The sequence below is a fragment of the Schaalia sp. Marseille-Q2122 genome (assembly GCF_903645355.1).
GTDB lineage: Bacteria > Actinomycetota > Actinomycetes > Actinomycetales > Actinomycetaceae > Pauljensenia.
Genome location: NZ_CAHJXR010000006.1, coordinates 120,332 through 145,537, shown reverse-complemented (window position 1 = coordinate 145,537; position 25,206 = coordinate 120,332). Strand labels below are relative to the sequence as shown.

Genomic DNA, 25,206 nt, shown 5'->3' with positions numbered 1-25,206 from the left:
CGTTACATAATTATGCGCGAGATTCAAGGAAGTGTGCGAAGCAAATATGCTCTGACCTGGGGTGTTACCCTTTCGTAACCCATTGTAATCAGACCGTGATGAACGCATCGTGAAACAAAAAGACGCATATTTTTACGAACTGCATAGACTTCAACACGTATCTGGCGAATATGCCCAGACGTTTTAGTCCCCAGCATTCAGAAGGAGTTCCACATGAGCTTCAAGAAGTCTTGGCTGGCAGTCCCTGCAGTTCTCGCCCTCACGCTCACCGCGTGCTCGGGTGGCGCAGGCTCTGCTGATCAGTCCGGCGCCTCCGCTGCTCCCGCAGGCGATGTCGTTGCCGGCGATCCCATCCGCACCAACGGCTCCGAGCCCCAGCACCCGCTTCTTCCGGGTCTGACCTCCGAGACCGGTGGCGGCAAGGTCCTCGACGCTACCGGCGCTGGCCTCGTCTACTACGACGCAAAGGGCGAGACCCACAACGAACTCGCCGAGTCCATCGAGTCCTCCGACAACGTGAACTGGACCATCAAGGTCAAGGAGGGCAAGAAGTTCTCCGACGGCACCGAAATCAAGGCCAAGAACTTCGTTGAGGCTTGGGTTCTCATCGGCGCTCAGAAGCAGGACCAGGTCTTCTTCTTCGAGCCCGTCAAGGGCTACGACGACGCGGGTGAAAACCACGACCTCACCCAGGGCATCAAGCTCGTCGACGACTACACCTTCACCGTCGAGCTCAAGCAGCCCGAGGCCGACTTCCCCGCACGCCTGGGCTACTCCACCTTCCAGCCCCTGGCCGATGCCTCCCTGGCTGACCTTGATGCAGCTGGCGAGAACCCCATCGCTTCGGGCCCCTACATGCTCGCTGAAGGCGGCTGGGAGCACAACGTTGCTATCAAGCTCGTTCCCAACCCCCACTACGACGGCGACCGTGTTGCAAAGAACGCTGGCCTGACCATCCAGATCTACAACGACATGGATGCCGCCTACAACGACCTCCAGGGCGGTAACCTCGACGTCCTCGACGCCATCCCCACCTCCGCATTCGACACCTTCCAGAGCGAATTCGAAGGCCGCTCCGTCATCCAGGGCGCAGCCGTCTTCCAGTCCTTCGCTATCCCCCAGAAGGGTCACTTCGCAGGTGAAGAAGGCAAGCTCCGTCGCCAGGCCATCTCCATGGCGATCAACCGCGATGAGCTCGTGAAGGCCCTGTTCAACGACACCCGTAAGCCCGCCAAGGACTTCACCTCCCCCGTCGTCGCAGGCTACAACGACGCCATCCCCGGCAATGAGGTCCTCTCCTTCAACCCCGAAAAGGCTAAGGAACTGTGGGCACAGGCTGACGCCATGACCCCCTTCTCCGGCAAGTTCGAAATCGCCTTCAACGGCGACGGTGGCCACAAGGACTGGGTTGACGCTGTCACCAACATGCTCCGCAACAACCTCGGTATCGAAGCTGAAGGCAAGTCCTACCCCGACTTCAAGTCCTTCCGTAACGACATCAAGGAACGCCGCATCGAGACCGCATTCCGCACCGGCTGGCAGGGCGACTACCCCTCGAAGTTCAACTTCCTCGGCCCGCTCTACGCCACCAACGCTTCCTCCAACGACACCGACTACTCGAACGAAGAGTTCGACAACCTGCTGACCAAGGCCGCTGGCTCTGCTTCCCTCGACGAAGCCAACAAGATCCTCGACGAGGCTCAGCAGATCCTGCTCAAGGACCTCCCCGTGATCCCCACCTGGTACGGTGGCGCATCGGCAGCATGGTCTGAGTCGGTCGACAACGTTGTGATCAACTGGAAGTCGGTTCCCGAGTACCACAACATCACTCGTAAGTGATCGCACGGCGACCTCGGGTCGCCCAACGGCTAAGGCCGCATAACTGAACGGTATGGCGGGCGGGTTTACCGCCCGCCATACCGCGCTCTTGAGATGAGTCGCTATGTTTGGCGACTCATTAACTAGCAATTTACTGGTCGTTTGCATAAAATCAGGTCTGGAGTGCCCTTTCACGGCACCTCAGACCATGAGTGGATATCCATCCACACCAGACATGAGGATCATGTCCTGCCGAAATGTGCAGCCCCAACAGGCACAACATTCTGCTGATCGGGGGTACTTTGTGCCCTTCCAGCACGCGCAGGACGTCATCCAGTAAGGAACTCACCCATGCCCCGATACATCGGACGGCGGCTCCTGCAGACCATCCCGGTCTTCTTTGGGGCAACCTTCCTGATCTTCGCCCTGGTGTACCTGATGCCCGGTGACCCCGTGGCAGCACTGGGCGGTGACCGCGGTCTTGACCCGGCAGTTCAGGAACGTATTCGCGCTGAATTTAATCTCGATAAGCCTCTGTACATGCAGTACCTGCTGTACCTCAAGGGCGTTTTCACTCTTGACTTCGGCAAGACCTTCTCCGGCCGCCAGGTTATTGACGTGATGGCTCAGGCTTTCCCCGTCACCATCAAGCTCGCCGTCATGGCCCTCATTTTTGAAGCCATCGGTGGTGTGGTTCTCGGTGTGATTGCGGGTATGCGCCGCGGTGGCAAGTTCGACGCAACCGTTCTGGTCATGTCTCTCATCATCATCTCCGTGCCCTCCTTCGTCACCGGCTTCGTCCTCCAGTACGTCCTCGGTGTGAAGCTGGCGCTCTTCCCCGTCACAGTCGGTGGCAATACCAGCGTCTACGCGCTGATGATGCCCGCCTTCGTGCTCGGCTCCCTGTCCCTGGCCTATGTGCTGCGTCTGACCCGTCAGTCCGTCTCTGAAACCAAGAGCGCCGACTTCGTCCGTACCGCACGCGCCAAGGGTCTGACCAACCGCCAGGTGCGCAACCGTCACATCCTGCGTAACTCGATGATCCCCGTCGCCACCTTCCTCGGCGCTGACCTCGGTGCGCTCATGGGTGGCGCCATCATTACCGAAGGCATCTTCAACATTCCCGGTGTTGGCGGCACCTTGTGGCTGGCCATCACCAAGGGTGAGCCCGCAACCGTCGTGTCCATCACCACCGTCCTGGTGATCGTCTACATCATTGCGAACCTCATCGTTGACCTTCTGTACGCCGTACTTGACCCGAGGATCCGCTATGAGTGATTACATCCCCTCCGCAAACATCACGCGCACCCGCGCGGGTCAGGCGCACTACGTCTCCGACATCGACGAAACAGGCCTCGGCGCCGTTGACGCCGTCAAGGATGAATCCGCCCCCTCGTCAATGTGGGGCGAAGCCTGGAAGCAGCTGCGTCAGCGCCCCATGTTCTGGGTCTCCGCTGCCATCATCTTGCTGGTTGTCCTCGTAGCGGCCTTCCCGGGCCTCTTCACCAGCCAAGACCCCCGCGTCTGTGACCTCTCGCTGAAGCACGCTGGCCCCACCACCGGCCACATCCTCGGCTTTGACCGTCAGGGCTGCGACATCTACTCGCGCATCATCTACGGCGCACGCGCCTCCGTCCTCGTCGGCGTGCTCACCACCATCACTGTCACCCTGATCGGCTCCCTGCTGGGCGCCCTCGCGGGCTTCCTCGGTGGCTGGCTGGACGCCGTCCTATCCCGTCTTATCGACGTCTTCTTCGCCATCCCCTTCCTGCTGGCAGCCATCGTGTTCATGCAGCTCACCGCAGAGCGTTCCGTCTGGACCGTTATTATCGTGCTCTCCGTCTTCGGCTGGACATCCATCGCCCGTATCGCGCGCGGCACCGTCATGTCCGTCAAGAACGAGGAGTACGTCACCGCAGCACGCGCAACCGGTGCCTCCCGCTGGCGCATCCTCATGTCCCACATCATCCCCAACTCGATGGCACCCATCATCGTCTACGCAACCGTCGCCCTGGGCGGCTTCATCGTGGCCGAAGCATCGCTGTCCTTCATGGGTATCGGTCTGCCTCCGAGCGTTGTCTCCTGGGGTAATGACATCTCCGCCGCGAAGGCATCGCTGCGTACCGACCCGCAGGTGCTCTTCTACCCTGCGATCGCACTGGGTATGACCGTCTTGTCCTTCATCATGATGGGCGACGTCGTACGTGAGGCTCTCGATCCGAAGGCGCGTAAGAAGTGAGCGAAGAAATGAACACTGAAGTACACGCAGACGACCAGACCCCTCTGCTGCGCATCACCGACCTGGAAGTCACCTTCACGACCTCCACCGGCACCGTCCCCGCCGTCCGCGGCGCTAACCTGACCATCTACCCCGGTCAAACCGTCGCAATCGTCGGTGAATCCGGCTCCGGTAAGTCCACCACTGCCGCCGCCGTCATCGGCCTACTGCCCGGCACCGGTAAGGTCACCGCTGGCACCATCGAATTCGACGGTAGGGATATCACCAACCTCAGCGACGATGAGTGGGTCGAACTGCGTGGCTCCGGTATCGGCCTGGTCCCCCAGGACCCGATGACCAACCTCAACCCCGTGCTGCGCATCGGCCGCCAGGTGCAAGAAGCCCTGGAAGCCAACAAGGCACACGTCATTGAGGCCGCCAGACAGCGCCCCGGCAAATCCCGAGCCATCCAGGGCGACAAGATTAACATGCCAGTGCGCGTCAATGAGCTTCTCGAAGAGGCCGGCCTTCCCGAGGCCGGACGCCGCGCCAAGCAATACCCCCACGAATTCTCGGGCGGTATGCGTCAGCGCTCCCTCATCGCCATGGGCATGGCGGCACGCCCCAAGCTGCTGATCGCCGACGAGCCGACCTCGGCCCTCGACGTCACCGTCCAGCGTCGCATCCTTGACCACCTGGCTCAGCTGACCCAGGATCTGGGCACCGCCGTTCTCTTCATCACCCACGACCTGGGTCTGGCAGCAGAACGCGCCGAGCAGCTTGTCGTCATGCACCGCGGTCGTATTGTCGAGTCCGGCCCGGCTCTGGAGATCCTTCAGCGCCCGCAGCACCCCTACACCAAGCGTCTGGTGTCGGCGGCGCCCTCGCTGGCCTCGGCTCGTATCGAGTCTGCCCACGCGCGCGGCATCGAAATCACCGACGAAGAGCTCACCGGCTCCGGTGCGGGTGCGACCTCGACCGAGGAAATCATCCGCGTCGAAAACCTCACCAAGATCTTCGATATTCGCGGTCAAAAGGGCGAGGCCTCCAAGCTCAAGGCCGTTGACGACGTCTCCTTTACCCTGCGTAAGGGCACGACCCTGGCGGTTGTGGGTGAGTCCGGTTCGGGCAAGTCGACCGTGGCGAATATGATCCTCAACCTGCTGGATCCGACCTCGGGCAAGGTCTACTTCAAGGGCCGCGACTGCTCAACCTTCTCTGATCGGGAGCTTTTCGAGCTGCGTCGCCACCTGCAGGTCGTGTTCCAGAACCCTTACGGTTCCCTCGACCCGATGTACTCCATCTTCCGTGTCATTGAAGAGCCCCTGCGCGTTCATGGCATTGGATCGAAGAGGGAGCGCATCGATCGCGTGTCCGAGCTGCTGGACCTTGTGGCCCTGCCGCGTTCGGTGATGCGCCGCTACCCCAATGAACTCTCCGGCGGTCAGCGTCAGCGCGTGGCTATCGCTCGTGCCCTCGCCCTCAACCCTGAGGTCGTCGTGCTTGACGAGGCCGTGTCCGCTCTGGACGTACTCGTGCAGAACCAGATCCTGTACTTGCTCAATGACCTTCAGGCTCAGCTGGGCCTGTCTTACCTCTTCATCACCCACGACCTGGCTGTCGTCCGCCAGATCGCCGATGACGTGGTCGTCATGGAGCACGGCAAGCTCGTTGAGCAGGCTCCCTCGGATGTCCTCTTTGGTAGCCCCGTTCAGGATTACACGCGCGAACTCATCGAGGCCGTTCCGGGTCGATCGATCCAGCTCAACCTCTGACCGCGGCGCACCGCCCCGGCTGAAGGTCTTGACCTCTATGAGGAGGACTGCCGGGGTGGGGCACTGACTGGCTGTACAAGAGTGGCCACACGCACTGCGTGTGGCCACTCTTGTATGCGGTCAGTTGCTGACTTTTTGGGCTGCCCAGATAGGGAGGGAACCAGGACGCTGAGGCGGGTAGAGGCGCGTGGTGGACTCACGGACAATGAGTTCACCCTTGAAGGTCGTGCGCGTGTAGCTATTGGGCTGGTTATTCAGCAGGATCTGCACCGCTGTGCGGGCGATCTGCATGAGGGGCTGACGGATGGTGGTCAGGCTCGGCGTTGATAGAGCAGCGAATTGAATATCATCAAAGCCAGTTACCAACACGTCATCGGGGACCCGGATGCCGCGCTTGCGTAGCTCGGCAATGACCCCGAGGGCCAGCAGGTCGTTGAGGCAGACAATGGCATCGGGAAGGGGCCCTTGGGCGCGAAGAGCTCGGGCCGCTTCGATACCGCCTTCAACGGACTGGCAGCCTTCGATAATGCGGTTCTCAGGGAGGTCCATTCCCAGGCGCGTTGCGGCTTGTAGGGCCTCGTGGACGCGTGCCATGGAGGAGAGGTTAGCGCCGGTATTTGTCACCAGCGCGAGGGTGTGGACGCCCTGAGCCTGCAGGTGATCCATGATCATGCCGATGCTCGCGCGGTCATCCACGCCGACGCTGGCAATACCGATATTGGGGCACGGGCGGTCAAGCTGGACGATGGGGAGGGAACGAGAAGCGTGCTCAATGGCGGGGGCGCTGGAGATCTCGTGGCAGGGGACGATGATGAGGCCATCAACGGAACCGGAGGAGAAGGTACGAATGTGCTGGTCCTCAACGGTGTGGGAGTCGCGGGAGTTCGACAGGTGCAGTGCCATATGCTCGTCAGCGAGGCAGCTTTCAACATGGGCGACGAGTTCCATAAAGAATGGATTCATAATGGAAGGCACGACCATTCCAATGGATGCCGTTGAGGACATTCGTAATGATCGGGCAATGGGATTCACTCGATATCCGAGGCGCTGTGCGACCATGCGCACGCGTTCTCGTGTCGCGGGGCTAATTAAATGAGAGTCGAATCCAAGCGCGCGTGACGCTGTCGAAGCAGAAACGCCTGCTTCTTCAGCGACGTCAGCGAGACGCACGCGCTTGCGAGTCATGGTGATTTCTCCCAGGGTGTCGAGAACTCATGGCATGGGGCACCCTGGCTAGCCCGGTAACGCGTATAGGCCGATGAACCGTGGTTTCCCTTACCGGGAGAGTGTAACTGTATTTTTTGGCCTCAACGCGAGATTTGGCACCGATGTGACAAGGACTTTATGAAAAAGCTGCTGAGAGTCAGGATTTCTGCAGGTAAAAACGATGTGGCCGCGAAAGTTTTCCTCTTTCGCGGCCACATCGTTACCTGGGGATCACACTTAATCCAGTTGGTCGAATTTCCGAATCCATGCCGTACGAATTGGATTAGCGTCGGCGACAAGCATATTGAAACGCTCATCAGCAATATCCAACACCTCGCCCAAAGCGACGCGCGCTTCACGGGCGGGGGAGGAATCAACGCGCCTCCACGCCTGGTAGACCAACTGTTCGTGGCCGGTCAGGTTGGTGACGCACATGATGAGAGGACGACCAAACTTTTGACGGTAGGCCTGAGCGACAGCCTCCAAGGCGTTACGTTGCTCATCGGTCATATCACCAGCAGCGAGGGAAGCGACATCAAGGTTCGCCTGCGGATCATCACTACCGTGCATGACAAGCTCAGCGATATCAACGTAGTTGCCGATAAGGCTTTCCTGCATGCTGGGGGAGGCCGCAAAAACGGCCTCGTGGAAGGCCTGACGCAGGTCGGCAGTGGAGGCAAAGGGGCGATGCTGCCACGCGTTCTCTACCGGCCAGGTGTCACCGGCGAACATGCCACCGAAAGTGTTGACGAAGTCCTCACGGGACATGTTGTTGATCTGCTCAAGGTCAACGGGCTGGCCGTCAAGGACGGCGACGTCCTCGCCCTTCTGGCGGCCAATGTGGAAGAACACGATATTCAACACGATGGCGATAGTGGCACCCATGGTCACGCCTGAGCCAAAGAAGACCTGCGCCCACGAGGGCACCATCGAGCCCAACTCGGGACGCAGGGTGACCAGCAGCGCCAGGCCGATGGAGGTCGACACGATGGCAGCATTGCGATTGTCGTGCAGGTCGACCTTACTCAAGGTCTGAATTCCCACGACGGCGACAGAGGCGAACATCGCTAGGGAGGCGCCGCCGAGGACCGGCCCGGGGATGGAGGCCACGATGGCGCCAGCCTTGGGAAGCAGGCCCAGGATGATCATGATGGCGCCAGCCATGGTGATCACCCAGCGGGACTTCACGCCAGAGAGGCGCACGAGGCCGACGTTCTGCGCAAAGCAGGTGTAGGGGAAGGAGTTGAGTACGCCGCCCAGTGTGGTCGACAGGCCATCGGCGCGCAGGGCATTGGCGATGTGCTGGGGCTTGATGCGTCGGCCGACGATCTCACCGGTGGCGAAGACGTCACCGGTGGTTTCCACTGCGGTGATGGCCATGACAATGACCATCGAGAGGATGGCGGTGGCGGAGAAGGCAGGCCAGCCGAAGAAGAAGGGGGTGGTCAGGCCGAAGACGGCGGCCTCGTTGACCCCGCCGAAGGAGGCATCCCCCAGCGTCCATGCGACGAAGGTGCCAATCACCAGGCCTGCGAGGACGGAGATCGTCGCCATGAAGCCCTTGAAGATGCGTTGGATGAGGACGATCAGGGCCAGGGTTCCTAGAGCGTAGGCCAGGCCCTTGAGGGTGCCTGCGGCGGCGGCCTCGGCGTTGGCGGCATCGCTACCCCAGCGGACGATGTCCATGGCGGAGACGGCGAGCAGGGTCGTGCCCATGATGGTCAGGAGGGTGCCGGTGACGACGGGCGGGAAGAAGCGTAGGAGTTTGGCGAAGTAGGGGGCTGCGAAGAAGGTCAGCAGGCCGGCGACGATGATGGCGCCGTACATGGTGGCCAAGCCTTCTACGCCTCCGCCTGCGGACAGGCCAATAGCGATGAGGGGAGAGACTGCGGTGAAGGTGACGCCTTGGAGGAGCGGGAGGCGCACGCCGATCTTGGGGCCAAGGCCCGCCGATTGGATGATGGAGGCGATGCCGCAGGTGAAGAGGTCGGCGTTGATGAGGTGGATGGTGGTTTGTTCATCGAGGCCGAGGCCGGAGGCAATGACGAGGGGGACGACGACGGCGCCAGCGTAGAAGGCGAGGACGTGTTGGATGCCCAGGACGGTGAGTTTGCCGACGGGAGGTACCGCGTCGACAGGGTCTTTAACAGTGGGGGAGGAGGGGTTGTGGTGCGTGCTTTGGCGGGTCGCGAAAGCCATACGTCTCTCCAAAAGTGAAAGAAGGGAAGGGTTCTTCTCTATCTTCCTCCTTTGGGCTGGCCAGGAATAGGGGTGCTCACCCTGTAAAACGGCACTGTTCATCAGCTGGTATGTCACGTTTTGGTTACGTTTTCCCAAATAACAAAATGTGGGCCATCTCCTACATATGATGAAAAGCGAGCCGCATCACTGCAACGGACGCGCTCGTTATCAATGGCGCTAACAAGCACCGTCCCGCCCGGCCCTGCACGCACCATGCAGGGCCGGGGCTCCCCCAAAGCTCTTCCGTCACCTGTTGACGCACATGGCGCCCCTCTTCGTGGCTAGTTCGCTCCGCCCAACGAGGCCGTCGCCCTCGTCACCCACGCTCGCCACCCGCCCTCGTCCTGCCCCTCCGTTCTGCGCCCTCGTTCTTGAGGGCATACCCTCCACAGTGTCTGCAGGTCACGCATGCGATACAGTCGACACCAGGTTTCACCCCGCAAAGACTCACCGATGACCTTTGCTTCACCACCCACACTGCAAGGGGACCCCATGGAACACTCACTCAACCTCGGCACGCCCGTCGCCCCCCAGCAGGTCGACCACCCATGGCTGGCCGCCCCAGACCGTTACGAGGCTGCGGGCGCCCACTACCGCCGCTGCGGCCGCTCCGGCCTCGACCTGCCCGTCCTCAGCCTCGGCCTCTGGCAGCACTTCGGGGGCGACACCCCCATGAACCGTCAGCGCGACATTCTGCGCACCGCCTTCGACCTGGGCATCACCCAATTCGACCTCGCCAATAACTACGGCGTGCCCTACGGGTCAGCGGAAACGAACTTCGGCATCCACTTCGCCCACGACTTCCGGCCCTACCGCGACGAACTCGTCATCACCACCAAGGCGGGCTACGACATGTGGCCGGGCCCCTACGGCCAAGGTGGCGGCGGACGTAAGTACGTCCTCAACTCCCTTGACCAATCCCTCACCCGCATGGGCCTCGACTACGTGGACATCTTCTACAGCCACCGCTTCGACCCCACCACCCCGGTCGAAGAAACGATCCTCTCCCTCGACCAGGCCGTGCGGTCAGGTAAGGCACTGTACGCGGGCATCTCCTCCTACGACGTGGAGCAAACCCGTGAGGCGGTGCGCATCGCCCGGGAAATCCGCCTCCCCCTCGTCGTCCACCAACCCGTGTACAACATGCTCAACCGCGGCATTGAAAACGGCCTGACGGACGTGTGTGAGGAACTCGGCCTCGGCATGGCGGTGTTCTCACCCCTGGCGCAGGGGCTGCTCACCAATAAGTACCTGGGCGAGGACCGCATCCCCGAGGGCTCGCGCATGCGACAGCAACGCTTCCTTACCCCCGACGTCCTCACCGAGGATCGCCTCACCCACCTGCGTGCTTTGGCGGATTTGGCTGCTCAGCGTGGGCAATCACTGGCTCAGATGGCCCTGGCCTGGCTGCTGCGAGATCCGCGCATCACCACCGTATTGGTGGGCGCCTCCTCTGTTGAGCAGATCCGCGACTCTGTTGGTGCGATCGGCACCTGGAACTTCAGTGACGAGGAGCTGCGCATCATTGATGAACATTCTCGGGCGGCCAGCCTCGTTTAGGGGGCGGTGTCGTCTAGCGGGCGGTGTTGCCTGATGGTGAGTGTTGTCTAGTGGCCAGTGCTGTCTAATAGTCAGTGTCGTCTAGTGGCCAGCCTTGACGTGCAGGTAGCAGAGCCTGGCGAGTGGCAGTGCCTGAAGGTCTGAACTGCTGGCGGTCGGATTCGCAAGATTCTATCGAAGCGGCTCCGACCGGCCTAAGTGTGACCCATCGCCTAGTCGACGGATTTGTGTCGAGGGTGGAACGTGCCTTAGAGTATTTCTCAGCCAAACGGCACTGCGCTCGTAGCTCAATGGATAGAGCATCTGACTACGGATCAGAAGGTTGGGGGTTCGAGTCCCTTCGAGCGCGCAGCGGCCCCCGTCGGTGTGATCCACTGGCGGGGGTTCAGCGTATCTGTTGCCATCTCTTGACGATACCCGCCCGTGTGGCGATCGTCGAATCATGCCAACGCTCCGCCCAGCAGGCGCGAGGAAGATCATGCGAACAACGGCCGTTCGTCAATCTCAAAGGAGGCCCCGATGGATCTGTGGGGAAAACTTTTAGGTTTCGACCCGCCCGAAGTCACCATCCTCGAAGGCGAACGCTGGATCAACCTCCCCATCTCCCCCAAAGTTGAACGCGCCCTAGCTAAGCGGGCTGCCAAGGAACAGTGGGATGTGGAAGCTGGAGCGGAGTTCCACGCACTGTGTGTGGCCCGTAAGGCGGGAATTGCATCGCTGGGCGATGACGCCCTGGACATTGATGTGTGCGGGGTGACGGTCCTGACCCTTCAGGGCGAGGACGCTGCTGCAACCCTGGCTCGCATGCGAGCAGGTAAATCTGGCGTTGTGGCCGCCCCTGCTCGTGCCCGCAGGACTGATGCCGACTCGTGGCAGGTTGAGGTCAGTGTTCTCTGAGTTCTGACGGGCTGCTGGGCTTGGCCGGAGCTGCTGTGTGTCGGGCTGTGTGTGGGCATTGGTGTGCCTGGGCTTTGTCGGTGTGGCGCGGCATTGGTGTGTCTAGGCGCTATCGGTGTGTTTGGGCGTCATTGGTGGGTGGTGTGCCTTGTGCCTGAGGCGCCGGGGCGTACCAATAGCATGGGGGTGTGTCTGGGCTTTGTTGGTGTGTGGGGGCATTGGTGTGTCTGGGCGCTATCGGTGTGTTTGAGCGTCATTGGTGGGTGGTGTGCCTTGTACCCGAGGCGCCGGGGCGTACCAATAGCACGGGGGTGTGTCTGGGCTTTGTTGGTGTGTGGGGGCATTGGTGTGCCTGGGCTTTGTCGGTGTGGCGCGGCATTGGTGTATCTGGGCGCTATCGGTGTGTTTGGGCGTCATTGGTCGGTGGTGTGCCTTGTGCCCGAGGCGCCGGGGCGTACCGATAGCACTGGGGGTGCCCGAGGCGCTGTACCGTACCGATAGCACTGGGGTGTGTCTGGGCTTTGTTGGTGTGTGGGGGCATTGGTGTGTCTGGGCGCTATCGGTGTGTTTGAGCGTCATTGGTGGGTGGTGTGCCTTGTACCCGAGGCGCTGGACTGTACCGATAGCACTGGGGTGTACCCGAGGCGCCGGGGCGTACCAATAGCACCGAAGCCTACCAATAGCGCCGAGCGCACTCACACCCTAGCTTCATACCCCCGCCTCAAGCTTGAGGTGGATGTACCACCCAAGGACTGGTGTCCATTCCGCGCAGAGCATCCAACGGCAGAGCCTCACGCAGATCGCCTGCGCAGCGCACGCCCTCAACTCCGAGGGAACGCCCAATCCATTCCAGCACATCGGCCGTCGACCATCCCAGCGCATGCAAATCCGGTAGGGTCACTGCCCCATCACGTTTGGCCAGGCGAGCGCCCGTCGGCGACAGGGCCAGGGGCACATGCACGTAGGTTGGCTCACTCACCTCCAATAGTGAAGCCAAAGCGGCCTGCGCAGGTGCCTGCGAGAGCAGGTCATCCCCGCGGGTCACCTGGTCAACACCTTGGAAGGCATCATCAACGACGACGGCCAGATTGTAGGCGGGTACCCCGTCATTACGACGCACCACGAAGTGATCGACCGGGCCTGTCCAGCGGCCATGCAGCTCATCACTGACCGTCCAGGACGAGGCTGGCGCCCTAAGTCGTAGGGCCGGGATCCTTCCCTCTGCGGCAAGGGCTGCGCGCCGAGCTGTGCGCTCAGCTTCGCTTAGGTGCAGGCAGGTACCCGGATAGTGGCCTGGGGGCACATGCGGGGCGGATGCGGCTTCACGAATTTCCTTACGGGAACAGAAGCATTCGAAGATATGCCCGCCTTCACGGAGGCGATCAATGGCGGCTTCGTGGGCGTCAGTGCGGGTGGTCTGAATGAGGACCTCCTCATCCCATTCCAGGCCAATCTCCGCCAGATCTTCCAGCTGGCGTTCGGTGGATCCGGCGCGCACACGGTCAATATCCTCCACGCGCAGCAGGAAACGTCGCCCGCTTTGGCGTGCCCACAGCCAAGCGAGCAGGGCAGTGCGGAAGTTTCCCACATGCAGGTCGCCCGTGGGGGAGGGGGCAAAGCGGCCAGCGCCGATAGACACGGGAGCTTGCAGGGAAGAGTGCTCAGCAGACAGAGACGTCACTGGTCCATCTGCTCAAGGACGGAGTTGAGGCGCTCGACCTTGCCGGTCATTTCACCGGTGAAACCGGGGCGCAGGTCAGCCTTGAGCACCAGGGACACGCGGGGGGATACCTCGGCCACGGCGTCGCAGGCAGCTTTGATGACGGGCATGACCTCGTCCCATTCGCCCTCAATGGTGGTGAACATTGAGGAGGTTTCATTGGGCAGGCCCGACTTGCGGACGATGTCAACGGCGCGGGCGACTGCCTCGGTGACGGAGCCGTCCTCGTGGGGCGTGGTCATGGGGGCAACAGAGAATGCAAACAACATGCCTCCAGCCTAGTGGTGGGCGCGGCGCATTGGTGGAAGGCGTGCGCGCAGTAGCATAATCCCGCGTGTGCGCCCGCCAGCTGGGCGCCAGCAGCCCTAGGAACTAGCGACCTTGCGGAACCAGCGACCCTGGGGAACCAGCGACCCTGGGGAACCAGTAACCCTGGGGAACCAGTAACCCTGCGTACCAGTTAATCCTGTGGCGCGGCCTCCCGGTGAAAGCCCCCAGTGAAAGGACAGGCATGGAGATTGTGCGTCAGGCTATTGCTCGCCGCCTACTATGGCCAGCGTTGATTGTGGGCGCATTCCTGGGCGTGGGGGTGCGTCTCATCCTTGATGTTGCCTTCGGCGCGGCTCTTCGTGGTGGGCTTGTGGCACCCAGCTTGGTGTCCACTGCCGTTGCTAACGTCCTGGGCACGCTGATTCTGTTTGGACTCACACTTCGGCGCCACCGGGCGCGGGCAAGTGGCCTGCCCGGTATGGGTGAGCACGCTTGGCTCCTGTGGGCGACCGGCTTTTGCGGCTCCCTCACGACCTACTCCGCCCTCGCCCTCGCGGCCACTCATGTGAGCGCGGGATTCGCGCTGCCGCCCTCGTGGTTGGACGAGGCCACCGCCCCGCTTCCTTTGGTGATTGCGGTGGCCGCCGGGATGGGGGTCATGGGGGCGAGCTTTCGTTGGCAGCTCAATGGGTGGATTACCGTGCGTCTTACCAGCTGGCAGAGGAGGATCGCGCTCGCGGCCGAGGGCGGTAGTGAGGCCGAGGGCGGTAGTGAGGCCGAGGGCGGTAGTGAGGCCGAGGTCGGTAGTGAGGAGGGGCGGCGGAGCGAGGAGGCAAGCCGAGTCTGGGAGGCCATGGCAAACTACAGGGCGGCCTTTGTGCCTGTCCTGGGCATTGCTGTGATTAACGTATTGGGCAGTGGACTGGCCGGTTTTGCTGCGGGGAGCAGCCATGTGTGTCTGGCGCAGGGTGGTGATCCTGGCCTGCTTGCCCTGGCGTGGGTTCTTCTGGGGTCAGGCGTTTTAGGGGCATTCACCACCTTTTCGACGGCAGTGGTGGATGCGTGGATCCTGGGGAGGAGGACCTCGCCTATGCTCGCAGGCCTTGTATTTGCTGGAGTTTGGCTGTTGGCGTGGGCTGCCTGCTACGCAGGCTGGAAGATTGCTGGGATTTCAGCATGTGGAGCAATGTAACGAACAATTTGGGGTGCCTTTCCAGCGGGCATATGCTGGAGGTCGCTCATTGACTTGTCAGATGAGCGCGGCTGTGAGCTGAAGATAGACAGAAATCGGACGAGCGCAGACACTCACGCGCGGGGAAGGGTTGTCACCATGATCGACTTGATTGGGGTCCGTAAGGTGTACCCCGTCAAGGGCGCCAGCGATGTCGTTGCCCTCGACGATGTGAATCTGCACGTCGAACGTGGCTCCATTCACGGCATCGTTGGACAATCCGGCGCAGGCAAGTCCACGCTGATCCGCTGCCTTACCGCACTGGAAAAGCCCACCGCTGGCTCCATCATTGTTGACGGCACTGACCTGGCCACACTGCGTGGCCGCGAGCTGCGCGAAGCGCGCCGCAGTATCGGTATGGTCTTCCAGGCCGCTCACCTGCTCGATGGGCGCACTGCTGCGGCCAACATTGGCTACCCCCTGCGTCTGGCAGGGGTGAAGAAGCCTGAGATTGACGCCCGCGTTGAAGAACTCCTTGAGCTTGTGGGCCTGGCTGGACGCGGTAATTCCTATCCTTCGCAGCTCTCTGGCGGTCAGCGTCAGCGTGTGGGTATCGCCCGTGCTTTGGCGGACCATCCGCAGGTGCTGCTCTGTGATGAGCCGACTTCTGCCTTGGACTCGGAGTCCACGCGCCAGATTCTTGAGTTGCTGCGCCAGGTCCGTGATGTCGCTGGCGTGACCGTTGTTATTATCACTCACGAGATGGGTGTCGTCCGTGAAATCTGCGACTCGGTGACCCTGCTGGGTGCTGGCCAGGTCTTGCAGTCGGGCACGGTTGACGCCGTCCTCAATGATGTGTCCTCCCCTCTTGCTCGCGAGCTGGTGCCCGCTCCTTCCGTTGATGATGCGATCATTCCTGAGGATCGCACACTCCTGGATGTCATTTTCACCTCAAGCCCCGGTATTCCTACGGGCGCAACGGTGCTCAACCTGACGGCGTCGATGGGTGCGGATGTGACCGCTGGCCGTTTTGAGTCCATTGGTGCGACCCAGGTGGGTCGCCTGGCGTTGTCGGTGCCCGCCTATCACGCTGAACAGATTGTCACCCAGCTGCGTGAGCAGAATATTTACGCGGAAGTGAGGATCGCATGAGCACCGTCGCCTCCACCCTGTCTGCCCTCTCGCCCGTACTTGCGGGGGCGGGAGCCTCGTTGAACGAGGCCGCCGCGGCTGCCGCGCTGCTGCCCGCAGGTGCCAATGACCCCACCTGGGGGGACAACCCGGCTCTGACCAGCCAGTTTGTGCCCGCGATCATCGACACCATGCTGATGACGGGCTTTTCGACCCTGTTCACGGTGATCTTCGGCCTGCCGTTGGGGTTACTGCTCGTGCAGACCTCCAAGACGGGACTGACCCCCAATCGCCTGGTCAATCAGGTGGTGGGCGGCACCGTGAATATTGTCCGCTCGTTGCCCTTCATTATCGGCATCGTCGCCCTCTTCCCCCTGACCAAGCTCATTGTGGGCACGCGTCTGGGGTGGCAGGCGACGGTGGTGCCGTTGGTGATCCTCGCGATCCCCTTCTTCGCGCGCCTGGTGGAGTCCAATATTTTGAGCGTTGACGCTGGCAAGATCGAGGCCGCGCAGATGATGGGCGCCTCTCACCGGCAGATCCGCTGGGGTGTGCAGGTGCGCGAGGCCCTGCCCGCCCTCGTCCAGTCGATCACCGTCTTGGCGATCACCATGGTTGGCTATTCGGCGATGGCTGGCGTCATTGGTGGGGGCGGCCTGGGCCAGTTGGCCATTAACTACGGCTACACGCGTAACCAGCATGACGTGCTGATTGTGTCCGTCGTGACCATCGTTATCATCGTTCAGGTGATTCAGGTGATTGGCGACATGGTGAGCCGGCTGGTGGACCACCGCTGAGCACACCACCAGTCGGAGTTTGTGAGACGGTCCGTTTACATTCTTTCACCCCCTGAGATCGTTCTGCGCAGCACTGACCAATAGGCGAGGCTAAATGTCAACAGAGTCCTTCATGGGCTGCCTCGCTCCCCTGGGGATGCTCGGCTTCCCCACGACTGAGAATTGAGAAAACAATGCGTTCCTTCCGTGTACTTGCTGCCACTTCTGTTGTTGCAGCCCTTGCCCTGTCGGCTTGCTCGGGCTCGACCGATTCCGCCGCTTCGGGCGCTGCTTCGGGTGATGTCCTGACCCTCAATGTGGGCGCCTCCCCTGTGCCGCACGCGAAGATCCTCCAGTTCATTGATGAGAAGCTGGCTCCTGCCGCCGGCCTGGATCTGGAGATCGTGGAGTACAACGATTACATCCTGCCCAACGTTGCCCTCAACGATGGTGACCTGGATGCGAACTTTTACCAGACCATCCCCTACCTGGAGGATCAGGCTGCCGAGTACGGCTACGAGTTCACCCCTGGCGCTGGCGTCCACCTTGAGCCCCTCGCCGTGTACTCCGCATCCCTCAAGAGCCTGGCTGACCTGCCTGATGGTGGCACGATTGGCATTATTTCTGACGTGACCAACCAGGCTCGCGCCCTCAAGTTGCTCGCTGGCGAAGGCCTCGTGGAACTGCCTGCGTCGGGCGATATCAACATCCACACCGTCAAGCCTCTGAAGAACTTCACCTTCACCGAGGTTGAGGGCGCTCAGCTGGTGCGCGCCCTGTCGGACGTGGATGCCGCTGTCATCAACGGTAACTTCGCTCAGGAAGGTGGCCTGTCCCCGGAAAAGGACGGCCTGGCTGTTGAGTCTTCCGAGAACAACCCTGCTTCGAACCTGCTGGTGTGGAAGAGTGACATCTCCGGTGAGAAGGCTGAGGGCGTGAAGAAGCTTGAAGAGCTGCTCCACACTGACGAGGTTCGCCAGTTCATCCAGGACAACTGGAGCGATGGTTCGGTGATCCCCTCCTTCTGAGGGTGATTCCCCGACATCTGGGGCTGCGTGAGGCGGCCCTCGTGTAAGACTGTGGCGGCTGCCGCGGGTATGTGCCTGCGGCAGCCGCTGTGTTTGTGCTGTTTTGGCGCTGCGGGTGTATGTGTGGAAGGCGTGGCGTGGCAAGGGGTATGCGGACATGGTGGGTGGAAGTGGGCCGGATGTGTCAGGATGTCCTCATGTCTGTCAAACTTCGTCAACCTGTGTCGCAGTACCTCAGTCAGGCTGTGCAGGGCTTGCGCATGTGGAGCGCTCGCCGGTGGGGGATTGCCGTGATCTTGAGTGTGGTCATTGGTGTGGCCCTGGGGATTGTCACGGTCCTGATTCCCAACCCTGTGTTCCACCGGGATATTCCTCCGACGGTGTGGAGCTATCCGGTGTGGGTGGTGACGGCTGTGCTGTCGGGCATGCTGATGGCGACCTACGTCAAGGAGGCCTTGCCTGAGGTGGCACCGAGTGTCTCTGTTGAGGAGGAGGCGTCTGTTTCTGTTGATTCGAAGGACGAGGCCACCGAGCATTCCTCCGTGTTGGGGATGATCGGCACCTTTGGCGCGTGGTTCGCCATTGGCTGCCCGGTGTGCAATAAGTTGGCGTTGCTGGCCTTGGGCTATAGCGGTGCGATTACCTACTTTGCGCCTGTGCAGCCGTGGCTTGCGGGAGCGTCGGTGGCGTTGCTGCTTGTTGGTCTGGTGGTGCGTCTGTCCGGTGAGGTTGCCTGCCCGATGCCTGCGCGCGTGAGGTAGTGCGTCTGGTCGTGAGGCTGTCTAAGGTTTTGCCCCCGCTACCGTGAGGTAGCGGGGGCAGCGCGTTTGAGCAGGTTTTGGCGATTTGAGGATCAGTCCACGCAGCCGTAGAGGCGGTCGCCTGCGTCGCCCAGGCCGGGCACAATGTAGGCCTTTTCGTTGAGCTTTTCGTCAACGGCGGCAACGACGATGGAGACGTCCACGCGGTCGCCGATGGCCTTTTCTACCTCGGCCAGGCCTTCGGGCGAGGCGATGAGGCAGATGGCGGTGACGTCGGAGGCGCCGAGGTCAAGCAGGTAGTTGATGGCGGCGATGAGGGTGTGGCCGGTTGCCAGCATGGGGTCAATGACGAAGCATTGGCGGCCGGAGAGGTCTTCAGGCAGGCGGTTGGCGTAGGTTTCGATGAGGAGGGTTTCCTCGTCGCGCTTCATGCCGAGGAAGCCGACTTCAGCGGTGGGCAGGAGGCGGGTCATGCCTTCGAGCATGCCCAGGCCTGCGCGCAGGACGGGGACGACGATGGGGCGGGGTTCGGCGATCTTCTTGCCGACGGTGGGGGCCACCGGGGTGTTGATGGCGATGTCGGTGGTGGTGACGTGGCGGGTTGCCTCGTAGGCCAGGAGGGTGACGAGTTCGTCGACGAGTTGTCGGAAGGTGGCCGAGGGGGTGTCGCGGTCGCGGAGGACGGTGAGCTTGTGGTTAATGAGCGGGTGATCTGCAATATGGAGGCGCATGGGGCTAGATTAGCGCGCCGATGGCTCTTTGGGCAGCGTTCACGCGCGGGAAAACACGAAGTTGTCTTGCGGGGGCGAATCCTAGCTTCTGTGGCGGTTCGCGGTACGCTTACGGAGTGGTGAAAATGGACAACTTGCGTGAAGCCATGAGTCGCGCGCTTTTCTTAGCGAATCGCGCCCGGGCAGGCGATGATGTGCCTGTTGGTGCCGTGGTGCTTGATTCGATGGGGCGAATCATTGGCGAGGGTTGGAATTGCCGCGAGTCGGATCATGATCCGGCAGGCCATGCTGAGATTGTGGCCTTGCGTGATGCGGGTCGTCGCTTGAAGCGGTGGAATCTGGTGGGCTGCACGCTGGTGGTGACCCTTGAGCCGTGCACGATGTGTGCGGGTGCTGCGGTGCAGTCTCGGGTTGATCGTGTGGTGTTTGGTGCGTGGGATCCGAAGGCGGGTGCTGCGGGTTCTTTGCGTGATGTGTTGCGTGATTCTCGCTTGAATCACACGGTTGAGGTGATTCCGGGGGTTTTGGCTCAGGAAGCTTCGGTGCAGTTGAAGGCTTTCTTTGATGTGCGCCGCTCGAATTCGGGTGCTCCCTTGGTGGAGGGTGTGAGTTATGAGAAGGTTGAGCAGGAGCTTGCGCAGGCCCGTGAGCCTGAGGTGGCGCCCGTTGAGGGGCCGCGTTTGACCGTTCCGCCGATTGGGCAGGCGCCGCGTTATGGTTCTTTGCCTGACGAGGCTTTCGTCGTTATTTCGGGGGCGGATGAGGAGCGGTTGGAGGTGCGTGCGGAGCCTATTGCTCCTGTGGTTGAGTCTGTTGTTCCTGCTGTGGAGGCGGATGCTGTGGTTCATGGCCGGGTTCTTCCCGGCATTACCGTGCGTCGTCGTGGTGGGGTCTCTTTGCGCTGAGGCATGATTCTTTTGTTACGGAATGTCATTTAGTTGCAAAGGTGACATATTCCACGTCAGGAAAATAATGAGTTATTTTCCTGACTTTGAAATTCATACCGGCGGTCATTTTTTCCCGGAGCGCTATAGTCCCGAACTGGACAAGACTTGGAATTCTGCGAGATGTGCGGATGCGTCCGATATGGAGTCGGAAACCAATCTCCTCACCAAATCTGAATCCTAAGTTACTTCTTGTGCCTGAGAATGTGATACCGCACTTTCTCCCCCTGCCCCAGTCAATTTCCACCCTATCTTTCTCCTGCTCAGGCACATAGGCTGGAACTATCTACTCGTGCCAGAGGTGTCCCTTTTATAGGGGCTTCGGTGCCGATCACTGCAACGTCCCGACCTGATGGTCAGGACAGTGTGCGGACTGTTGGAAGGAAAAATATGTCTTTGAGACTACTGAGCAAGCCTATTGCTGCATTCTCAGCAGTGGCGCTCGGCCTCGGCATGCTAGTCGGAGCCTCCGGCTTCACAGCGAGCCATGCGGCCGACAACACCGACATCACCATCTTGAATCCGAAGATTCAGGCTTCAGACCGCGATCTCAATGTCGACCCCACTGACCCTGCCTTAAAGGTCGGCAATGTCGCCCGTCTCTCCTTCGACTGGGACGCCAGCAATGCTGATCCCCGATCGGGGCAGTCCTTCACCGTCGGCTTCGGAGACAACTTCCTCGGCGCACCGACCTCGGTATCAAAGATCGATACCCTGGACCTCACACTGCCCACAGGAGAGGTCGTCGGCAGCTGCCAGCTGACCCGGCCAAACTTTGTGTGTAGCTTCAATGCCAAACTTGACGAGCTGCGCGCCAAGGGCGGTATCGAGGTGAAAGGCACCGCCAAGATCCTGGTGACCGCCATTCGTGAAAATGATGATTCCTTCGTCAACATGAATCTCAACGGCACCCAGACCCGCGTGGCTCTGCCCCGCGGTGAAGCGCTTGTCCGCCCCGGAATGACCCCCTACCGTTCCATTCCACTGTCCAAGAGCCTGGTTCCCACCGTGCTCGACCAGCCCAATCTGGGGTACACAATTTCCTTCACCATTGAAGGCCTCAACGCTGCGCGCGTCCAGCGCGGTTTGGCGCCACTCGCAGGTGACGGAGTAACCCCGCAAACCATCGTCCTCGAAGACACACTTGGTCCGGGTCAGGTGCTTGGTCCGAACATCACCTTGAATCGTATGGTTGTCGGTACGCGCGTCGACGAGCCCACCGGAGCAATCCTTCCCAGCTGGGTTCCTTTCCAACTGGCATCCATCCTCAGGGGCACTGTCGCAGACGGCTTCGCGGTGAGCGCTGACCCTCAGGCTTTCCGAGGACAGACCGCCGTCAATATCACCCTCACCGGCCCCTTCAAGACCGGCGTCGTCTACACCGTCGTTCCCTCCGTTCACGCCAACACCTCCCCCAAGGGCGTGATCTACGGCTACACCTACAGCAACGCTGTCACTGAACGCGACACCGGCATGGGCGCCCGCGCAGAGCGCCCGCTCAACGCTGCCGCCCAGGTGACAATCACCATGAGGCAGGGATGGGCGACCGCCACCCTCGCTAAGGAAGTATTAGGTACCGGCCTTGGCCACATCACTGAGCCGGCAGCCCCCTACGCGTTCGACGTCGCCTTCACCCTTCCCGGTGGTGGCGTCGCCTCCGACTTCGACCAGGCCTACCGCGCGCGCGTCCAGGACGATCAAGCAAGCTTCGAAGCAGGTCTTGTCCAGGAATGGCCAGGCGTCACCTTCACGCCCGACAAGAGGGGCGGCACCGGCCCGATGAACATCATCGCAGGTGGAACCCCCGTTGCCCTCGCCGCTCTGCCCGCGGGCACGAGCATCACTATTACCGAAAAGGACCGCGCCCTGACTCCCGGAGCGCAGTGGCTCGATCCTGTTTTCGTCGTCGATGGTGTGAGCTCTGCACCTTCGGCAACGAAGTCGCACACTCTTGTCCTCGCAGACCAGCAGGTTGCCAAGGTCCGCGTGAAGAACACCGTTGAGAAGCAAAAGGGTCGCCTGTCGATCCGTAAAACCACCGGTGGTGATGGCGGTAAGGGCGCGACCCACGCTTACTCTTTCGAATACTCCTGTACTGATGGCACCACTGGTACCGCGCAGGGCATCCTGGGTGACGGCGCCGACCACCCCGTCAACGGGAAGAACGGGCAGCCGCTCGAACTGCCTGTGGGAACGAAGTGTACTGTCGCTGAAGACGTCACCAAGGCTCAAATTGACGGACTCTCCCTTGAGAATCCTCCGGCCATCGCCAAGGTCGTCATTCAGGACGGCCAGGCGGCCGTTGCCGAGTTCGATAACGTCTATGTTCCCGGTGTGACCTTCTCCGTCACGAAGAAGGTTGTTGGTACCGACTCCGGCGACAAGAAGTTCAATCTCTCCTACGTCTGCTCCAAGGACGGTAAGGAAATCGCAGGCGCCTTCGCAGCCGTCACGGCTGACGGAACCGTCGAGTCCGGCCTCGTGCCCGCAGGCTCGACCTGCCGCGTGACCGAGGACGTCGCCGCCGCCGCGATCCCAGGCTTTAATCATGCCTTCACTGCCCCCAACAATGGTGCCCTCGAGGTGACCGTCGGCGGTGCCAACACCATTGAGGTGACGAACACCTACACCCCGCGCTACGGTTCGATCACGATCACCAAGCAGGTCAACGGCCTTGATGGCACCGCTGAGGCTGACCGTTCCTTCGAGATCAACGTCTCCTGCCCGAGCCTGCCCCAACCGAAGGTTGTCAACCTCAAGAACGGGGAGTCGGCGACGGTCAACGAACTGCTTGAAGGCGAACGTTGCAAGATCGCCGAAGTGAACGCTGACGTCGACAAGATGAACCGCGATACGGTGATCACCCCTGCTTTCGTCACGATCAAGCACAACGATGGAAGCGACGAGTCCATCGCTCAGGTCACCGTGACCAACACCTACAGCCCCAAGCCCGGTTCGCTGAAGGTCACTAAGAAGCTCAACGTTCCCGATGGCACGGCCTTCGCTCAAGAGAAGTTCCCCATCAATGTCAGCTGCAACTCGACTCCTGCTATCACCAAGACCTTCACTCTTGGCCATGATGAGCATGAGACGATCACCGGTATCCCCGCAGGAACCGTCTGCTCCGTGACCGAAACTGCCCCCGATAAGGTCGGCTACGACAAGCAGGTCGTTCTACCTGCAGATGTGACCATCAAGGCCGATGAAGAATCGGCTGCTGTCGTGACGAACACCTACACTGAGAAGCCCGGCTCCCTGGTGATCACCAAGAAGCTCACTGATCCCAATGGTGCTATCGCCGCTGGGACGACCTTCCCAATCGCCTACGACTGCGGTGCAGGGAAGGCCGATACAGTCAACCTCGCCGCTGATGGAACCCACACCGTTGCCAACATCCCCGCAGGTCGCACCTGCACCGTGACCGAGGTCGCCCCCAGGGTTGACGGCTTTACGGAGAGCGTCCAGATTGACGGCTCGCCCGTTCAGATCACTCGTGATGCTACCGCCAACGTCACCGTGACTAACAGTTACGTGCGCGACCTGGGTTCCCTGGTGATCACTAAGAAGGTCGAGGTTGAAGACGGTGCTCCCTTCGTAGGACGCTCCTTCGACATCACCTACACCTGTGGTGATCCTGCCAACCCGGTCAAGGCTGGCACGGTTAGCCTCGCCAACGGAGAATCGGCCACGATCGCCGATATCCCCTCCGGCGTTGAGTGCTCGGTCGATGAAAGCACTGTCGGCGCCTACCAGAAGGGCTACGCGAACGTCGTCTCGATCGATGATCCCACAGTGGTCATGAAGAAGGACACTGAAGCAACCGTGACGGTCACCAACCGTTACACCCCACTGACCGGTTCCTTCGTGATCGCCAAGTCGCTTGCCGGTGACGGCGCCGGGAAGGCTCAGGGGAAGAACTTCACCTTCACCTACGAGTGCACCGACCTCTACGGAGCCTCCCAGGGGAAGAAGTCCGTTGAGATCGCTGCAGGTGAAAACGCCTCTATTGACGCTCGTCCCGGCTCCTGTGTGATTTCTGAAGAGGCCGCACCTATCGAGCACACTCAGCATGGGCTTGCCTTCGCGGTCAACGGCGTGGATCGCGGCGCTGGCCCCATCACCATCGACATCCCCGAAGATGGTGATCCGGTGGGTGTCAACGCTGTCAACACCTACACGCTTGACCGCGGCACCTTCACCATCGCCAAGACTGCGACCGGCGTCCAGGATGAGCTCAAGGACAAGGACTTCCTCTTCCACTACAGCTGCACCGGTAACGTCAAGGGACAGGTGATGGTTAAGGCTGATGGTGTTGCTGTACAGGCTGGCGACCCCATGCCTGTGGGCACCGAATGCACCTTCACCGAAAACGTCGACAGTGCTCAGATCCCCGGATTCACTCTGGCGGCTCCTGACGCACAAACGGCCACGATTGGTGCAGCGGATGACGTAGTGGCATTGAACTTCGTCAACGCCTACACCCAAAAGCCCCAGGACAAGCCCGACGACACCAAGCCTGGTCAGCCGGGCACGGATCAGCCCCAGACCGGTAAGGACCAGTCGAAGGATTCCACCTCCGGCACAGGCAAGGACACTCCGAAGGCTCAGGCTCCCACCAAGAAGGCCTATGGCAAGCTTGCCTCCACGGGTTCGACTGCAATGACTGTGGTTGGTATCGCTGCTGTGGCTCTGATTCTCGGTGGCGCTATCACCTGGATCGTGCGGCGCCGTCGATGAGTCTGGCTATCGCTAGATAGAGCGCTCAATGTGAGGCGGGCGAGGGGTTACCCTCGCCCGCCTCTCTATGTCGTGTATGCGTCGCTCTGAGGGGTGGTGTCTGTGGAGTGAGGGAAAGTGCCTGATAGAGCCAGGGGCACCACGTGGCCCTCCCCCTTAGCGGCCTCTGAGGGTACGAGCCCTCCCTCAGGCCGTTCCAGGGCGTGATCGTCGCCGTGGCGG

18 protein-coding genes and 1 tRNA gene are annotated in these 25,206 nt (G+C 61.1%); 14 read left to right on the top strand and 5 right to left on the bottom strand.

The window, feature by feature from the left end:
- Positions 1 to 213 precede the first annotated feature (213 nt).
- From HWX48_RS08205 to HWX48_RS08190, 4 genes are all read left to right on the top strand, one after another.
- The gene (locus HWX48_RS08205; protein ID WP_175956464.1) at positions 214 to 1,839 is read left to right on the top strand and encodes an ABC transporter substrate-binding protein; all 1,626 of its coding nucleotides are present in this window, start codon (positions 214 to 216) and stop codon (positions 1,837 to 1,839) included.
- Positions 1,840 to 2,169: 330 nt separating this feature from the next.
- Positions 2,170 to 3,096, top strand: a complete 927-nt coding sequence (locus tag HWX48_RS08200) for an ABC transporter permease (RefSeq protein WP_175956463.1) — start codon at positions 2,170 to 2,172, stop codon at positions 3,094 to 3,096.
- Complete coding sequence (locus HWX48_RS08195; protein ID WP_175956462.1) at positions 3,089 to 4,057, top strand: ABC transporter permease; 969 nt, start codon at positions 3,089 to 3,091, stop codon at positions 4,055 to 4,057. The genes HWX48_RS08200 and HWX48_RS08195 overlap by 8 nt, the downstream gene beginning before the upstream one ends.
- A gap of 8 nt (positions 4,058 to 4,065) precedes the next feature.
- On the top strand, positions 4,066 to 5,811 hold the full coding sequence (locus HWX48_RS08190; protein WP_175956461.1) for an ABC transporter ATP-binding protein: 1,746 nt from the start codon (positions 4,066 to 4,068) through the stop codon (positions 5,809 to 5,811).
- Between the two features lie 120 nt (positions 5,812 to 5,931).
- Here the strand turns inward: HWX48_RS08190 and HWX48_RS08185 are convergent, their stop codons facing one another.
- On the bottom strand, positions 5,932 to 6,996 hold the full coding sequence (locus HWX48_RS08185; RefSeq protein ID WP_175956460.1) for a LacI family DNA-binding transcriptional regulator: 1,065 nt from the start codon (positions 6,994 to 6,996) through the stop codon (positions 5,932 to 5,934).
- Between the two features lie 258 nt (positions 6,997 to 7,254).
- Complete coding sequence (locus HWX48_RS08180; RefSeq protein WP_175956458.1) at positions 7,255 to 9,216, bottom strand: solute carrier family 23 protein; 1,962 nt, start codon at positions 9,214 to 9,216, stop codon at positions 7,255 to 7,257.
- A gap of 534 nt (positions 9,217 to 9,750) precedes the next feature.
- Between HWX48_RS08180 and HWX48_RS08175 the strand changes: the two genes are divergently transcribed.
- From HWX48_RS08175 to HWX48_RS08165, 3 genes are all read left to right on the top strand, one after another.
- Positions 9,751 to 10,818 carry an aldo/keto reductase gene (locus tag HWX48_RS08175; RefSeq protein ID WP_175956456.1) on the top strand — a complete coding sequence of 356 codons (1,068 nt, stop codon included), beginning with the start codon at positions 9,751 to 9,753 and terminating at the stop codon, positions 10,816 to 10,818.
- Positions 10,819 to 11,094: 276 nt separating this feature from the next.
- Positions 11,095 to 11,167 (top strand) — tRNA-Arg (locus HWX48_RS08170).
- Positions 11,168 to 11,337: 170 nt separating this feature from the next.
- On the top strand, positions 11,338 to 11,715 hold the full coding sequence (locus tag HWX48_RS08165) for a hypothetical protein (protein WP_175956454.1): 378 nt from the start codon (positions 11,338 to 11,340) through the stop codon (positions 11,713 to 11,715).
- A gap of 721 nt (positions 11,716 to 12,436) precedes the next feature.
- Here HWX48_RS08165 and gluQRS read toward each other — a convergent pair.
- Both gluQRS and HWX48_RS08155 read right to left on the bottom strand, forming a co-directional pair.
- Complete coding sequence (gluQRS, locus tag HWX48_RS08160) at positions 12,437 to 13,396, bottom strand: tRNA glutamyl-Q(34) synthetase GluQRS (RefSeq protein WP_254873027.1); 960 nt, start codon at positions 13,394 to 13,396, stop codon at positions 12,437 to 12,439.
- Positions 13,393 to 13,704, bottom strand: a complete 312-nt coding sequence (locus HWX48_RS08155; RefSeq protein ID WP_175956452.1) for a thiamine-binding protein — start codon at positions 13,702 to 13,704, stop codon at positions 13,393 to 13,395. Before HWX48_RS08155 ends, gluQRS begins: the two co-directional genes overlap by 4 nt.
- Positions 13,705 to 13,946: 242 nt before the next feature.
- Here HWX48_RS08155 and HWX48_RS08150 point away from each other — a divergent pair, with 242 nt between their 5' ends.
- The 5 genes from HWX48_RS08150 to HWX48_RS08130 all read left to right on the top strand — a co-directional run bounded on the left by HWX48_RS08150 (position 13,947) and on the right by HWX48_RS08130 (position 18,572).
- Positions 13,947 to 14,897 carry a CrcB family protein gene (locus tag HWX48_RS08150; protein WP_175956450.1) on the top strand — a complete coding sequence of 317 codons (951 nt, stop codon included), beginning with the start codon at positions 13,947 to 13,949 and terminating at the stop codon, positions 14,895 to 14,897.
- Positions 14,898 to 15,035: 138 nt separating this feature from the next.
- Entirely contained in the window at positions 15,036 to 16,028 is a 993-nt protein-coding gene (locus HWX48_RS08145; protein WP_175956448.1) for a methionine ABC transporter ATP-binding protein, read from the top strand.
- Positions 16,025 to 16,804 (top strand): methionine ABC transporter permease, encoded by a 780-nt coding sequence (locus tag HWX48_RS08140; protein WP_175956446.1) that lies wholly within the window; start codon positions 16,025 to 16,027, stop codon positions 16,802 to 16,804. The genes HWX48_RS08145 and HWX48_RS08140 overlap by 4 nt, the downstream gene beginning before the upstream one ends.
- Before the next feature lie 173 nt (positions 16,805 to 16,977).
- Entirely contained in the window at positions 16,978 to 17,811 is an 834-nt protein-coding gene (locus HWX48_RS08135; protein WP_175956445.1) for a MetQ/NlpA family ABC transporter substrate-binding protein, read from the top strand.
- Between the two features lie 197 nt (positions 17,812 to 18,008).
- Complete coding sequence (locus HWX48_RS08130; protein ID WP_175956443.1) at positions 18,009 to 18,572, top strand: hypothetical protein; 564 nt, start codon at positions 18,009 to 18,011, stop codon at positions 18,570 to 18,572.
- Positions 18,573 to 18,664: 92 nt separating this feature from the next.
- Here HWX48_RS08130 and upp read toward each other — a convergent pair whose 3' ends face one another.
- The gene (gene upp / locus HWX48_RS08125) at positions 18,665 to 19,303 is read right to left on the bottom strand and encodes a uracil phosphoribosyltransferase (RefSeq protein WP_175956441.1); all 639 of its coding nucleotides are present in this window, start codon (positions 19,301 to 19,303) and stop codon (positions 18,665 to 18,667) included.
- A 125-nt stretch (positions 19,304 to 19,428) separates the two neighbouring features.
- On the opposite strand from upp, the gene tadA reads away from it, so the two are divergent.
- Complete coding sequence (gene tadA, locus HWX48_RS11260; protein ID WP_254873026.1) at positions 19,429 to 20,208, top strand: tRNA adenosine(34) deaminase TadA; 780 nt, start codon at positions 19,429 to 19,431, stop codon at positions 20,206 to 20,208.
- Positions 20,209 to 20,637: 429 nt separating this feature from the next.
- Positions 20,638 to 24,984, top strand: a complete 4,347-nt coding sequence (locus tag HWX48_RS08115; protein WP_175956439.1) for a DUF5979 domain-containing protein — start codon at positions 20,638 to 20,640, stop codon at positions 24,982 to 24,984.
- Positions 24,985 to 25,206: the final 222 nt, after the last annotated feature.